This is a genomic window from Oceanobacillus sp. CAU 1775 (genome assembly GCF_054482815.1).
Genome location: NZ_JBTLRO010000010.1, coordinates 66,827 through 81,799, shown reverse-complemented (window position 1 = coordinate 81,799; position 14,973 = coordinate 66,827). Strand labels below are relative to the sequence as shown.

Here is a 14,973-nt window from a genome sequence, read left to right as displayed (position 1 = left end):
TTGCAATTTATTCTGAAGATTGTATACTTAAATTAATTAAATTACTGCCTAGTCTGTTCACAGTTTCATCCAAAACTGCATCAACAGATAAAAGCCAGTTCTTATTATTTTACAGGGAAGACTGTAAATAATTTGAGCTGGCTTTTTATTTTTTAGAAAGGAGGTATATAGATGGCTGGTGCATTAGAAGGGATCAAAGTACTTGATTTATCACGTGTACTTGCAGGACCATATTGTACGATGATACTTGGAGACCTTGGTGCGGAAGTGATAAAAGTTGAAGCACATGGTGGAAGTGACGAAACTCGACAATGGGGGCCACCGTTTCAGAATGGTATAAGCGCCTATTATCTATCAACTAATCGCAATAAAAAGAGTATCACGATTAACTTAAAATCAGAGACAGGAATTGAAAAGATTAAAGAACTTGTATCTGAAAGTGATGTTATAATAAATAACTTTAAAACCGGAACAATGGAGCGCTTCGGACTTGATTATGAAACTCTAAAAGAAATTAACCCTCGTCTTGTTTATTGTAGTATTACTGGATTCGGTGAAACTGGACCATATCAAGATTTACCAGGGTATGATTTTATCATTCAAGCAATGAGTGGATTAATGAGTATAAATGGTGATGAGAAATCAGGACCTCAAAAATTCGGCGTTGCGATCACCGATATTTTAACTGGTTTATATGCATGCATCGGGATTCAGAGTGCGTTATTGGAAAGAGCTCTCTCAGGCATGGGGCAAAAATTAGATATCTCACTATATGATACGGCTGTAAGCTCCCTCGTAAATATTGGCAGTAATTATTTAATGTCTGGTCAGATTCCTAAGCCACTCGGTAATCAACACGCAAACATTGTTCCTTATCAAACTTTCTCAACGATGGATGGTGAACTTGTAATCGCAGTAGGGAATGATAAGCAATTTAAGGCGCTTTGTACTATTTTGGGTAAAGCTGAATATAGCTTAGATGAAAGATTCATAACTAATGAAGAACGTGTAAAAAATCGAAGAATTATCGTACCTTTATTGCAAGAAGAATTTTCAAAACAACCGACACACTTTTGGCATCAGAAATGCCAGGAAAATAATATTCCTTGTGGTCCGATTCAAACGATAGATCAAGTAATACAAGACCCACAGCTTATTGCCAGAGAGATGTTCCTCTCGACAGAACACCCAACCGCAGGAAAAATCAACATGATTGGAAGTCCATTAAAACTCTCAAGAACACCAGTTACTTTAAGGCATCATCCACCAATCGCTGGTGAACATAATAAAGAGATCTTAGGAGATGAAGAGAATGAATTTTGACTTTACCGAGGAACAAAAAATGATTCGAGAAACAGTTAGAAGTTTTACAGATAAAGAGATTATGCCTTACATTGCCGATTGGGATAGGGACGGGAAATTTGATCCAGTCATTTTAACGAGGCTTGCTGAACTTGGCTTAATGGGAGTGTGTATCCCCGAAGCATATGGTGGTAGCGGCATGGATTATAATTCACTTGCGATTGTTTGTGAAGAGCTAGAAAGAGGAGATACAGCTTTTCGTACAGCAGTATCCGTTCACACCGGCCTAAACAGCATGACCTTATTACAATGGGCAACGGAGGAACAAAAGAAAAAATACCTCGTACCGCAAGCAAAAGGCGAAAAGATTGGTGCTTTTGCTTTAACCGAACCGGCTGCTGGATCAGATGTCGCAGCAATGCAGTCTACCGCAATCAAAGAGGGAGATTATTATGTACTAAATGGATCGAAAACATGGATTTCACTATGCGATGTAGCAGATAACTTTTTAGTTTTCGCCTATACAGGAAGCAAAACCGAAAGGCATAAAGGAATTTCAGCCTTTATTGTTGAACGCGAGTGGGAAGGTTTTTCTTCCAAAGCAATTAAAGGAAAGCACGGCATTCGTTCAGGTAATACAGGAGAATTATTTTTCGATAATGTAAACATCCCTAAAGAAAACTTACTCGGTGAAGAAGGAGAAGGTTTTAAAGTAGCCATGTCAGCACTGGACAATGGAAGATTCACAGTTGCGGCAGGAGCTGTTGGGCAAATTCTTGCCTGCTTAGAGGCCAGTGTAAAATACTGCCATGAACGGGAAACGTTCGGCAAAGAAATCGGAAAGCACCAACTTGTACAACAAATGATCGCAAAAATGGAAGCTGGATTACAAATGAGTCGCCTGCTTGTTTACCGGGCTGGAGAGTTGAAAAATCAAGGAAAAAGAAATACAAGAGAAACATCATTAGCCAAGTGGCAAGCATGTGATTTTGCGAATCAAGCAGCTGACGATGCCATGCAAATACATGGTGCCTATGGATACTCCGACGAATATCCCGTAGAAAGGTATTTACGAAACTCAAAAGCACCTGTGATTTATGAAGGTACAAGGGAAATTCATACGATCATGCAAGCAGAATATGTACTAGGTTACCGCGAAGATAAAAAACTTAATAAGATGTTACCCGCTTGGGAAGGTAATTAATTTAAAAATACGGACTCTTAAATGAAGAGTTCGTATTTTTAAATTTCCATATTATTTTTATGAATTTCATACTGTTTATATAAATCTCTTATCGCAGAAATAATTGCAGCTCCTGCTTTCCCCATATAATGAGATTCCACCTGCAGTACAAGTTCTTCTATTCCATCTCGAAGACTATAGCCACGAAATAACTGTTGAATATAATCAACAGCATGATCAGTTGCTAGGGTACAATTCGCAGTAACAATAACCCCATATTTTTTGTCAATCTCAGCTGTTATTGTTAAGGTTTCATAAATGCTTTTCGCTGCCATCCCTGATGGGAGCCGAGCATGCCCAGCTATAAAAATGGTATTCATACACATCCTCCTCTATACTACTAGAGATTTCTCTAACTAAATATCCAAAGAAATACATTACTTCTCTCCTTTATCAATTTATTCAGTAAATTAAGTGTACCAGAATGAGTATTAAAATGAAATGTTGCTTATTAACTATTATTACGCATAAAAAAGAGATGTGCTCTTATTTAGCAACATCTCTTTTCCTTTATTTAAAACTATCCGGGAAACTATTTATATCAATTCCTAGAGTTAGAGGTAGCAAGAAATAAACAGTTATTGTTATTAGGAAGACTCCAATAATATTTAGTAAGAAACCTGCTTTTGCCATATCCAATATTTTAATATATCCCGAACCGAAAACAACTGCGTTCGGTGGAGTAGCTACCGGAAGCATAAATGCACAAGATGCAGCCAGACCAGCTGTAACCATGAGCACTAGTGGATGTACATCTAATGCTAAAGCTAGTGCTGCCATAATAGGATACATCATTGTAGCTGTAGCAGTATTTGATGTGATTTCAGTTAGTGCAAGTATTAATGCTGCAACCGCGAAAATAATAAGTAAAATATGAACGCCTTGTAATCCATTAAGTTGCGAACCAATCCATTCAGAAAGTCCAGAAGTCGTAAATCCAGCTGCAATTGCTAGACCTCCTCCAAAGAGAAGTAATACTCCCCAAGGTAATTTTACAGCGGCTGACCAATCCATAAGACGACTAGCTTTATCACTCTTCGCCGGAATTAAGAATAAAGCTAAAGCAGCGATAATTGCAATCATCGTATCGTCGATATTCTCATTAATTTCATTTAAGACAAATGTACGCGTAATCCATGCAAGTGCTGTTAAGGTAAATACGATAAAAACAGCCTTTTCTTCATAAGATGCATTTCCAAGTTTTTTCTTTTCTTCATCAAAAATTGCTTTCCCTCCTGGTAAGTCTTTCAGTTTTGTAGGGAATGCAAATTTCGTTAGATAAAACCAAGCAAGAAAAATAAATGCCCAAGCAAATGGTGTTCCAAATAACATCCAACCTGCAAAAGAAATCTCATAATCAAAAAGTTCTTTCACAGCACCTGCCAATATCGCGTTTGGTGGTGTTCCAATCAACGTCGCCATTCCACCAAGGGAAGCCGAATACCCGATTCCAAGCATGATTGCTTTACCAAACGAGAAGTTGCCCTGTGATGTGTCAACGGTTGGATCATCCTTTAAAGTATCTTGTACTTGATAAATAATCGCTAAACCAATAGGTATCATCATCATTGCAGTTGCAGTATTGGAAATCCACATGGAAAGAAAACCTGTTGCAACCATAAATCCTAATACAATACGGTCCGGCTTTGTTCCCATAACAGAGATAATATTAATGGCAATTCGTCTATGCAAATTCCATCTTTCCATAGCTAACGCTAGAACGAATCCACCCAAGAATAAAAATATTGTTCCATTCCCATATGCTGAAGTCGTTGGCCCCATTTCCAAACCACCAGATAAAGGAAATAAAATAACGGGCAGAAGCGAAGTTGCTGGTATAGGTATCGCTTCGGTTACCCACCAGATTGCGATCCAGACGGTACTCGCTAGAATTGCTTGTCCCTCACTTGATAATCCTTCAAGTGAAACAAAGAAATATATAATAAAAAATAATAATGGCCCTAAAATAAGTCCAGTTATCTGAGCAGCAGTATATGGTCGTTTGCCACCATTATCTTTGCCTCCATAGCCGCTTTTTGTAACATCAGGATTTTTCCCCTTTTGTTTCTCCATCGCTTCTCCTGGCTTCACAAAGAAACGAAAAATGTCTTTCACTTGATCGTGTTTATCCCAAAGCCAATTCCATGTTGTACTAATCATGATGTTACCTACCTTCATTTTATATTTAATAAGATTATAAGTGCTTTCTCTACTTAACGCAAGCTGTTATATAATAGTTGTTAAGTGATTATATAAAGGGTCATTAAGATTTTATTCAAGGAATTTTATTCTGTAATATAACAATCTCTCATTTTACTGTAGAGTATTTATCTAACATAGATAAAAAAACCTCAAAAAATTAGAGTAAAATAAATCTAATTTTTTTGAGGCTAAAATTTAATTGTCGCAACTCTTTTTCAGACATCACTATTTAAATCAAAATTCAGACACATTATTTTTTTCTTGTATAATAAGCTTTTTGGCTCGGTAATTCCAAGCAATTTAAATTACCACCATACGCTGCCGCTCCGTCAATACCAATAATATTATTTTTACCAAAATAAACACCATGTTTGCCCTTACCTTGGATTAAAGATGTTGGTGTATGTCCGAATACTACCGTTTTCTCCCCATCATAATGCTTATAAAATTCCTCACGAATCCAGACAAATGTGTGTGGATCTGTTTCTTCCATAAGCTTGCCCGGTTCTACACCAGCATGAACAAATATATGTGTGTCTGTTTCATAGTAGTAATCTAGTTCTCTAAGAAATTTTATATGTTCCTTAAATTCATCTGTGGATGGAAATTCGAAGCTATTTATTGAGGGATCATAGCTTTGTAGGGTTAAAATCGCACCATTTCTTTCCCATCTTTCTCTAACTCCTGGTTCATTATCTACAGCACCAACCATCATCTCATCATGGTTTCCTCGTAAAACGATAGCACCTTGGGACTTTAAATCAATGACTCGATTAACAACACCCCTCGAGTTCGGTCCTCGGTCCACATAATCTCCTAATAAAATCAGTTGATCTTTTTCAGATTCATAGGCTACCTTCTCAAGCAACTCTTCAAATAATTTTAGTTCACCGTGAATGTCACTAATTACTAATGTTCTTCTCATCTATAATTCCCCACCTGATTTTCTAATTTACTCTATATTTACGAAATCCTCTTTGAAGTAATCTTATTAACAAATGCTTCTTTGGAATCTGTGTATTCTTTTATTCCTGTGGATGAGTGCTTTAAATAATCATATTTTAAATTTATATAGGTTGTTTTCGCAGTTTCATTGGCATGTAGATAATCTCTGAAAAAGAGTAAATTATTCCAAAGCTCGCCTTAATATGTAGTGAGATGAATATAATGGGTTTTTATCTCATACCTTTCATCTGTAAATTTTGCGAGTACAATTTCACCAGGCCGCTCCACCCTCAAGCGTAAAAATCCCACATCAGCTATATCTTTAAAGAATGTTTTATCTACCTGTTCTAGATCATCCACACCAACTAAAAGATCGATAATTGGTTTTGCTGCCATTCCTTTAATCGCTGTACTTCCAATATGTTCGATTCGATTTCCGTCGAGCCCTGTTTTTTCAATTAGCTCCTGCCTTATACGGGAAAATTCTACACTCCACTCTTCTGTATAATCAACAATTTTTACTTCATCACGGCTTAGTCCTAATTTCATCGCGTCCACTCCCATTGTAAAAATAATATCATTCTCTTAACTATGCTACTCCAAAATATTCCGAAATTATAGACTTATAATGAAAAAGTTCCTATGCTATAATAGATATAGGAAATAGCTGATATTGAAAGTAGGTCTATTAGATGAAAAAGCTACTCTTGACTGGGTTTGAACCTTTTTTAAGGCATCCAATAAACCCAACAGAGAAAATAGTAGAAACACTAAATCAAGAGGAAATAAATGAATATCTTATAATCGGTGAGGTTCTTCCTGTCATATTTAATCAGTCAGGTGATTCATTTATCGATTTACTTGATAAACATAAACCTGATGCTGTAATCTCACTTGGCCTTGCAGCTGGCAGGAATAAAATTACACCAGAACGTATTGCAATTAATTGTAATGATGGGCCTGAAGATAATGAAGGTTATAAGCCAAACGGAGAGAAAATAGTAGAGAATGGTCCTGATGGTTACTTTAGCAAATTACCCATTCGCGAAATCGTAGAAAACTTAAAGAAAAGTGATTTGCCTGCAACTATTTCTAACACAGCTGGTGCATATCTTTATAATAATATCATGTATCGTGGATTACATTATCTTGCTAAAAATCAAATAGACATTCCAGCAGGTTTTATACATATCCCCGCTTCACATGCCACTGCATTAGAAAGTAATATACCAAGTTGGTCTGATGCAGATTTAATAAAAGCCATACGTATTTCCATTAAATCCTTATAAAAATAGTGAATCCCATCTTTTACAATGGAGATTCACTATTTTTTATTTCTTATTTGTCCCTCGGAATACTCTTGCACTACGCTCATACTCAACATCAGCTATTTTTTGACGCGCATTGGCAACTCGGGCTGCCGCAAAGAAATAATCCGAAAGTCGATTCATATATTTTAATGGAATAGGATTGATTCTTTCAACACTATGATAAAGCGTTACAATTTGTCTTTCCGCTCTTCTAGCAACAGTTCGTGCAACATGTAGAGCTGCTGCAGCTTGTGAACCACCAGGAAGGATAAAACGTTCCAATTCAGGTGCTTCGTCAATTAAGACATCCATGCGCTCCTCCAAATATGTAATGATATCTTCTGAAAGTTCATGTGGGCGTTCTTTTTTTGATACGTTCGAAAGCTCTGTTCCACAATCAAATAATTCATGTTGGATTTTCTCAAGGTCTTCTAAAATATCCTTAAATAACTCTTTATCAAGATACGATACAGCGAGTCCTACAAATGAATTTGTTTCATCAATTGAACCATATGCCTCTACTCGAATATCATCTTTACTAGCTTTTCCACCGATTAAAGCTGTCTGCCCTTTGTCTCCTGCCCTTGTATAAAGTCGCATTTCAATCTCTCCCTTTTCGATTAAAATAATTTTGAATGGCTTGCTTCATTTCTTGATAAACAGCCTTTCCAATTAAGCTCCCTAGCTCTGTTGCAGTTCCCGCATAATTCAATTCTCGCCCTTGTTGGGTTGCAGCTATTAAAATACTATCTGTCGGTGTCCCTGTAGCAATCGTATTCGTCTGGGCATCTTTTATATTCAAGTCTCTTAAGACCTGCGCTTTTGCTTCAGTTGCTGTAATGATAGATTGAATGTAAGCTTCATCTGTTAATCGACCATTCACAAAAATCCATGTGTTTATCGTTCCAGGCTTTACTGGCCCCATCATCAACATACTTGTTCTTGTACTATCAACTACATTTCCTGCTCCAGCTGTAACGACAACTAAAATTGAAAAACCATTTCCTTCATAGAGCCGATGACTATTTTCTTCTAAAGGAACAGCAGTCATCATTCCAACTGTTTGCGAAGGATTAAATCCTTCCGCAGTCAAATAATCACGCATTTCTTTTCGATGATCAACATAATTATAATGCTCATCTACATGTCTATTTACAAAATAACTATACCAGCCAAAGCCTGCTCCTACAACACCTGAAGAAACAGTCTTTAAAGGTTTTTCTGCATGTAGAGTAATATATTCTTCCGTAAATGACAATGCTTGAGCATCAATTTTATAGTTCGTCGCTTCCGCTTCTCTAGCTTTTCCTGGTAATAAATGAAGTTGCGGCTTAGCAATCTCTGCATGCGGTTGTTTTACGACTGCCGTTCCGTACACCCGCTGAATCTGTTCTTCTGAAAGAACATCATTTGGATTAGCGATCATCTGCGCTTCACCCTCATTCATCAATAGCAAACGGTCACAATATAAACTAGCAAGGTTTACATCATGAAGAATTGCGACAACCGTTAATCCCTCTTGCTTGGCATTTGTTCTTAATAAATCCAGAAGTTCCTTTTGATAAGCCAAATCAAGGTGATTCGTCGGTTCATCAAGGAGTAAAATTTCAGGCTGTTGGACAAGCGCTTGAGCTAAAAATATTCTTTGCTGTTCCCCACCTGAATGCTCCATTACTGTATCATCTTGAAAATCACTTATATTTGTTTGAAGCATTATTCTTTGAACAATTTCTTCATCTTCTTTTGACCATGTTTGAAAAAGGCCACGGTGATGAGCATACCTGCCAAGAGATACTGTTTCTTTTACTGTATATGGAAAAACTTGAGGCGATAATTGAGGAAGAACAGCAATTTTCTTAGCAAGTTGTTTCTGATTTAAATTTGCTATATTCATTCCATCAATCTTCACAGAGCCTTGTTGTAGTCCAAGTAACCCACTAATCATTTTAATTAATGTTGTTTTACCACTACCATTTGGGCCCAAGATACCGAAGAATTCACCTTTTTCCACATGAAGACTAATATTTTTAACAATTTCTTGGCCATCATATCCACCGGAAATATTTTCCACCTTCAGCATCCTATCACCCCTTTTTCCTTTGTCTAACAAGTATCAATGCAAAAATTGGTGCACCAACTAATGACGTGATGACGCCAATTGGTAGAACTTGTGGTGAGATGATCGACCTTGAAAGCAAATCGGTAAGAATTAAAAACCCCGCACCAGTAATAATGGATAAAGGCAGTAAGTGAATGTGATCAGGCCCCCATAATTTTCTATTCAAGTGGGGAATCACAAGCCCAACAAATCCAATCATTCCAGACACAGCAACTGCAGCTCCTGTTAAAATAGATCCTGCAATTAAAATCATCATTTTTCTTTTTCCTACATCAACACCTAAATGCTGTGCACGCTCTTCACCTAAAGACATTGCATTTAATTCCCTAGTATTCATTAACAACAAAGAAGAACCTATAATTAAAAATGGCAAAATAATTCCAACATAGCTCCAGCCTCGCATGGAGACACTCCCAAGTAGCCAACCAATAATTTGCTGTAATTCATCTCCTGTTAGGGCGATGATTAAAGAAATAAAAGCACCTAGAAATGCACTGAAGATAATCCCAGTAAGTATAATCGTTTCCACTCGCATTGCCCGGTCGATTTTTTTAGCAAAGAATAAAACAACTACAATCGTCAGCATTGCTGTAGAAATACTCATAACAGGGAGTGTGTACATTCCTACAACAGGAATAGTGATATTAAAAAACAATGTTGACACAGCACCAACTGAGGCACCAGAAGATACACCAAGTATGTACGGATCTGCCAAGGGGTTTCTAAGCAAGCCTTGAAAGGCTGCTCCAGCAATCGCTAGAGAAGCCCCAACAAGTCCCGCTAAAATAACACGCGGCAAACGAATTTCATAAACAATACTCACATACATCTCTTCCACATTACTAGCAATTGGCAAACGGAATACTTCTTGGCCAATAATTTTAATAATATCTAGCACTGGAACAGATACACTTCCAATTGCGATTGCCGTAAGCATTGCACCGATTAAAAACAGTATGGAAGTCGTATACTTTAAAACATTACTGCCCATCAAATAGCTCCGGGTAAATCGCTTCTGCTACCTCTCTTGCACCTTCTGTTAAACGAGGACCCGCACGTGTTCCCGCATCAGCATCAATATCATATACACGATTATTTTTTACAGCTTCAACGGATTGGAACCCATCTCTTGAAGTAACTTGTTCAATTGGATTTTCGACATAATCTCCATAAGTAGTCATGATAATATCTGGGTTTAATTCAATAATGACTTCAGGGTCGATTGCTGGCCATCCTTCCATATCAATCGCATTCTCTGCATTACTCAACTCTAAAAATTCATGAAGAAAAGTACCTTGTCCTGATGTATATAGATCTGGCGCAGGTGAAATTTCAAAGAATACAGTTTTGCGATCTTCTTCCGTTACTTCAGATGTAATCTCTGTAATTTCCGCAAAGTCTGCTTTCATTTCTTCTACTAATTCATTTGCTTCTGCAGTTGCACCAATTACTTCACCGATATCTTCAATCGTTTCGTATGTTGTATCAATAGAATTTGCATCAGCTACAACAAAAATATCAATACCTGCTGCTTCTAATTGTTCAAATGCCTCTTGGAAGTAGTTCGTTCCTAACTCATGTGCTAATACAATATCTGGATCGAGGCTAATGATTACTTCTACATTTAGTTCCATTCCACCGACTTTATCTAATTCCAGTACTTCTTCTGGATAGTTATCGTTGTCAGAGACTCCTACAACCTTATCTCCATGCCCTAAAGCAAAGACGATTTCTGTATTACTTGGTAAAAGTGTAACGATTCTCTCTGGTGCTTCTTCTAGAGTGAATTCATTTCCAATAGCATCTGTCACGGTAACTGGGAATGCTGATGCTTCATCATTTTCATCCGTTTCAACAACTTCACTTCCAGTTGATTCTTCTGGTGTAGTGTTTTCTGTTTCGTCATTGCCATCACTACATCCAATCAAAAATCCTAATAATAAAACTAAAATAAATACTTGTAAAAACTTTTTCACTTTCTATTCCCCCCTCAATTTTTCGACATTCACTTCAAACGCATACGAAGGATTTTATTGAAAGGTGGAGTTAAAGTTCTTTGTGGTTAGAGGTAAGACCCGCTTCGGAAATACACTCTTCTTAACTTTTAATAGCAGAAACCACAACAAAATGCATTAACATAACCATTTCAAAAAAACAAAAAAGCATCCTCATACGAAATGAAGATGCTAATAAATAGGCTATAATGAAACCTACTCACCTTACTATCCTCGTAGAATTAGGCGTAAAATAAAATAGTTGGGTATCCTGGCTCTTGCTCATCGCTTACAGAACCTTCCCATACAAACATTGTACAGTGGTATCTTTCTGCTCGCTCGCAATTACAGTGGCGGGACCGCGTTGGAATTTCACCAACTTCCCCATTAGATTTCTCCATTGAAATCGACTATTCTTTTTGAATATGAAATTGTCTATTAACTATCATACCTTGGTTTTGAAATAATGTCATCTATAATCGAAATTGCTCGATTAGTGTTGATGTTTTTCCATGAAATCTAGCATACTTTCATATACTTTGATTTCATTCTCTTTTTTAGAGAAACCATGTCCCTCGTCTTCAAGTACCATATACTCCACGTCACGACCTTTTTCTTTAAGCTTCGCAACGATTTGATCTGATTCTGCTTTGACAACACGCGGGTCTTTTGCTCCTTGAATCACAAGCATTGGCTTCGTCATCGTCTCTAAATAGGTGACTGGTGAATCCTTAATAAATCTCTCTTTATCTCGCTCAGGATCCCCTACCCAACGATCCATCATTGGTTTCCAATGCGCTGGCACTGAATTAACAAAGGTAAATAAATCAGAAGGCCCAAAGATATCAATTACAGCTTTGAAATATTCTGGATGACGACCGTGTAGGAGTAGTGCCATATATCCTCCATAACTTCCCCCAACTAGGAAAAGCTTATCGCGATCGGTAATGCCCTGGTCAAATAACCATTCAATACCTGCAATATTATCTAGTCTTGGTCCCTCTCCCCAATCACGTTCTACTAATTTCACAAATTCTGAACCATAACCTGTACTTCCACGGAAGTTCGGTGCGAAAATAGTATACCCACGATTTAAGAAACTTTGGAACATCGAACGGAACATTTTTCTTTCCGCAGCTTGAGGGCCACCATGCGGCCATAGAATTGTATATCCATTATCATATTCTGGTTTCGCTTTAAATAATAATGCCTCAATTTCCATACCATCATAAGAAGTATAAGTTACAACATCTGGATCAACCATATCTTCTTCTTTTACACCAAGTACGTTATTGTTTGTAAGCTGCTCCCATTCCTTACCATCCGCGCTTTTGAAAATATTAAATGGAACAGTTGCTGAACGACCTAGTACATACAAACTCCCAGCTTTTGAAACAACCAATTTATCAAGCATAGCTGTTGGACCAGTTAAAGTTTCTAGCTTTTCAGATTCAGGTTCAAACTGATAAAGATAATCTTCTACACCTTTTTCCGTAACAATGTAAAATTTCTTCGCTTCTTTTGCCCATTTGATATTTGTGATACTTTCCTTCTCAATTTCTAGTACTTTCGTAAACTGATGATCATTCAAATCAAATTTTGCCAGGTAAGTATAATTACTTTCATAATCTGTTAAGAAGTAAAGCGTATTCTTATCTGTGAATACAGGCACGCCTGCCACATGAACTTTCTCAGGGTCAGGTACAAGATTATGAATTTCTTCTCCTTTTTTCACAAAGCTTTTTACATATGTATTTGCCAGAGCCTGTGAAAATACAAATGTTTCTTCATCCTCGGAGACAGCAGAGAGATTGGTTGGAGCATCTTTTCCTTCATATACTAATGTATCTGTACCATCCTCTAAGTTACGCATACGTGTATTTAAAAATGAAGGATTTCCTTCTGAAGTTGCATAGTATAGTCTGTTTCCATCTTCACTTAAATGAGAGAAGAAATATTTCTCTTCAGGGTCACCAGTTATTAACGGCTGTGGCAGACCACCTTCATATGGTAATGCATAAATTTGATGGTTTTCATCTCCATCTTTATCATATCCTGCTAGCACATAACGGCCTTCTGGATCAAAAGAGATAAAGGCAGTCGATTCGTCTTTTTGTGCAAAGAGATACGGAAACTTATCTGGTAAGTCCATCGCCCATAAATTCACCTTGCCATTTAAGTTTGTACTAAAAATTAATTTTGTTTCATCCTTGTTTACTTCAAAGTCACTTATCACATACGTGCGGAAAAATTGTTCTACAGTTGGTTTTGGAAAGTTAATCATGAAAATCCCCCTTGAAATATATGAATTCTTAATAATAGTATAATTCACTTTTCACTATTATCAAAGATATAACTCTATCATACATCTACTAACATTCTTACATAACCAACCGCCGATTGAAGTAATCTCCGTCTTAAGGAGGATAAAATAACATAAAAAAACTGTATGGAAATTTTTTATCCATACAGCTTCTATATTTTTATTCTTTAATTCCTAACACTTCTTGAATTAGTGCAACAAGTCTATCCGCATACTGATGACACTCTTCAACCGTAGTTGCTTCCACCATTACGCGTACAAGCTCTTCTGTACCTGAAGGGCGAATAAGCACTCGACCATCTTCACCTAATTCATTCTCCACCGCTTCTATTTCTTGCAGAATGACAGGATTTGTAAGTACTTCATTCTTATCAACTACTTTAAGGTTTTTCAATACTTGAGGATACACTTTCATTTCTCCTGCAAGCTCAGATAAAGGCTTACCTGTTTCCTTCATTACATTTACAAGCTGAAGCGCTGATAGTAAGCCATCGCCTGTAGTTATAAAATCAAGGAAAATAATATGTCCTGATTGTTCTCCACCTAAATTATAGCCACCCTTACGCATTTCTTCCATTACATAACGGTCACCTACAGAAGCTTTTTCACTTAGCATACCATTTGCTTCTACAGCTTTGTAAAAACCAATGTTACTCATTACTGTAGAAACGATTGTATCTTGTTTCAATAAGCCTTTTTCTTTCAGATATTTTCCACAAATGAACATTATTTGATCGCCATCAACAATATGTCCTTTTTCATCAACAGCAATGAGACGGTCCCCATCTCCATCGAAAGCTAAACCAATATCTGCTTGTTTTTCTAATACAAGCTTTTGTAATTCCTCCGGATGAGTTGAACCTACGCCATCATTAATATTTAAACCATTTGGTGTTGAACCAATCGAATAAATATCTGCCTCTAAGTCAGCAAACAGATGTGTCGCAAGACTTGATGTCGAACCATGTGCGGAATCTATTGCGATTGAAATGCCTTCGAAATCATTATCAATTGTATCCTTAAGGAAAGATAGATACTTTTGACCACCCTCAAAATAGGCAGTCACTGTACCAACACCCGCTCCAACTGGACGTGGAAGATTATCTTCTTCTTCGACTAGTAAGGCTTCTATTTCTCTTTCCTGTTCATCTGTCAGCTTAAAGCCATCTGCTCCAAAGAATTTAATTCCGTTATCTTCAACTGGATTATGTGAAGCTGAAATCATAATTCCCGCATCTGCACTCATTGCTTTTGTTAAGTAAGCTACTCCTGGTGTAGAAATAACACCTAATCGCATGACTTCTGCCCCAATAGAAAGCAATCCTGCGAGGAGTGCTCCTTCTAACATATGTCCAGAGATTCGAGTATCTCTTCCAATTAGTATTTTAGGTCTATCTGTATTTTTCGTTAAAACATATCCACCAACACGCCCCAGTTTAAATGCGAGCTCAGGTGTAAGGGTTTTGTTTGCTACCCCTCTTACACCGTCTGTTCCAAAATATTTCTTCATTAAAACCTCTCCTTTATCGTGGTTA

The 14,973-nt window shown here is 37.1% G+C and carries 12 protein-coding genes, 1 pseudogene and 1 riboswitch; of the genes and pseudogenes, 3 read left to right on the top strand and 10 right to left on the bottom strand.

The window, feature by feature from the left end; genetic code table 11:
* Positions 1-171: 171 nt before the first annotated feature.
* Together ACXYMZ_RS14810 and ACXYMZ_RS14805 are read left to right on the top strand one after the other, a co-directional pair.
* Positions 172-1,323, top strand: coding sequence for a CaiB/BaiF CoA transferase family protein (locus ACXYMZ_RS14810; RefSeq protein WP_458949177.1), 1,152 nt, complete (start codon positions 172-174; stop codon positions 1,321-1,323).
* A complete protein-coding gene (locus tag ACXYMZ_RS14805; protein ID WP_458949176.1) occupies positions 1,313-2,506 on the top strand; it encodes an acyl-CoA dehydrogenase family protein in 1,194 nt (397 codons plus the stop codon). The genes ACXYMZ_RS14810 and ACXYMZ_RS14805 overlap by 11 nt, the downstream gene beginning before the upstream one ends.
* A gap of 38 nt (positions 2,507-2,544) precedes the next feature.
* Here the strand turns inward: ACXYMZ_RS14805 and ACXYMZ_RS14800 are convergent, their stop codons facing one another.
* The 4 genes and pseudogenes from ACXYMZ_RS14800 to ACXYMZ_RS14785 form a co-directional block, all read right to left on the bottom strand.
* A complete protein-coding gene (locus ACXYMZ_RS14800; RefSeq protein ID WP_458949175.1) occupies positions 2,545-2,865 on the bottom strand; it encodes a DUF3870 domain-containing protein in 321 nt (106 codons plus the stop codon).
* Between the two features lie 190 nt (positions 2,866-3,055).
* Positions 3,056-4,705, bottom strand: a complete 1,650-nt coding sequence (locus tag ACXYMZ_RS14795; protein WP_458949174.1) for an SLC13 family permease — start codon at positions 4,703-4,705, stop codon at positions 3,056-3,058.
* Between the two features lie 292 nt (positions 4,706-4,997).
* Positions 4,998-5,672 carry a metallophosphoesterase family protein gene (locus tag ACXYMZ_RS14790; RefSeq protein WP_458949173.1) on the bottom strand — a complete coding sequence of 225 codons (675 nt, stop codon included), beginning with the start codon at positions 5,670-5,672 and terminating at the stop codon, positions 4,998-5,000.
* Positions 5,673-5,710: 38 nt separating this feature from the next.
* Positions 5,711-6,241, bottom strand: a pseudogene (locus tag ACXYMZ_RS14785) (GrpB family protein).
* Between the two features lie 143 nt (positions 6,242-6,384).
* On the opposite strand from ACXYMZ_RS14785, the gene ACXYMZ_RS14780 reads away from it, so the two are divergent.
* On the top strand, positions 6,385-6,981 hold the full coding sequence (locus ACXYMZ_RS14780; protein ID WP_458949172.1) for a pyroglutamyl-peptidase I: 597 nt from the start codon (positions 6,385-6,387) through the stop codon (positions 6,979-6,981).
* 42 nt (positions 6,982-7,023) lie between these two features.
* Here the strand turns inward: ACXYMZ_RS14780 and ACXYMZ_RS14775 are convergent, their stop codons facing one another.
* The 6 genes from ACXYMZ_RS14775 to glmM all read right to left on the bottom strand — a co-directional run bounded on the left by ACXYMZ_RS14775 (position 7,024) and on the right by glmM (position 14,948).
* On the bottom strand, positions 7,024-7,602 hold the full coding sequence (locus ACXYMZ_RS14775; RefSeq protein WP_458949171.1) for a cob(I)yrinic acid a,c-diamide adenosyltransferase: 579 nt from the start codon (positions 7,600-7,602) through the stop codon (positions 7,024-7,026).
* A 1-nt stretch (position 7,603) separates the two neighbouring features.
* Positions 7,604-9,082: an adenosylcobinamide amidohydrolase gene (locus tag ACXYMZ_RS14770; protein ID WP_458949170.1), complete on the bottom strand. Its 1,479-nt coding sequence runs from the start codon at positions 9,080-9,082 to the stop codon at positions 7,604-7,606.
* 4 nt (positions 9,083-9,086) lie between these two features.
* Positions 9,087-10,112, bottom strand: coding sequence for a FecCD family ABC transporter permease (locus ACXYMZ_RS14765; RefSeq protein WP_458949169.1), 1,026 nt, complete (start codon positions 10,110-10,112; stop codon positions 9,087-9,089).
* A complete protein-coding gene (locus ACXYMZ_RS14760; RefSeq protein WP_458949168.1) occupies positions 10,102-11,097 on the bottom strand; it encodes an ABC transporter substrate-binding protein in 996 nt (331 codons plus the stop codon). The genes ACXYMZ_RS14765 and ACXYMZ_RS14760 overlap by 11 nt, the downstream gene beginning before the upstream one ends.
* Positions 11,098-11,359: 262 nt before the next feature.
* Positions 11,360-11,544, bottom strand: a riboswitch (cobalamin riboswitch).
* A gap of 64 nt (positions 11,545-11,608) precedes the next feature.
* The gene (locus ACXYMZ_RS14755) at positions 11,609-13,399 is read right to left on the bottom strand and encodes a S9 family peptidase (RefSeq protein ID WP_458949167.1); all 1,791 of its coding nucleotides are present in this window, start codon (positions 13,397-13,399) and stop codon (positions 11,609-11,611) included.
* A gap of 199 nt (positions 13,400-13,598) precedes the next feature.
* Positions 13,599-14,948: a phosphoglucosamine mutase gene (gene glmM / locus ACXYMZ_RS14750; protein ID WP_458949166.1), complete on the bottom strand. Its 1,350-nt coding sequence runs from the start codon at positions 14,946-14,948 to the stop codon at positions 13,599-13,601.
* Between the last annotated feature and the right edge of the window lie 25 nt (positions 14,949-14,973).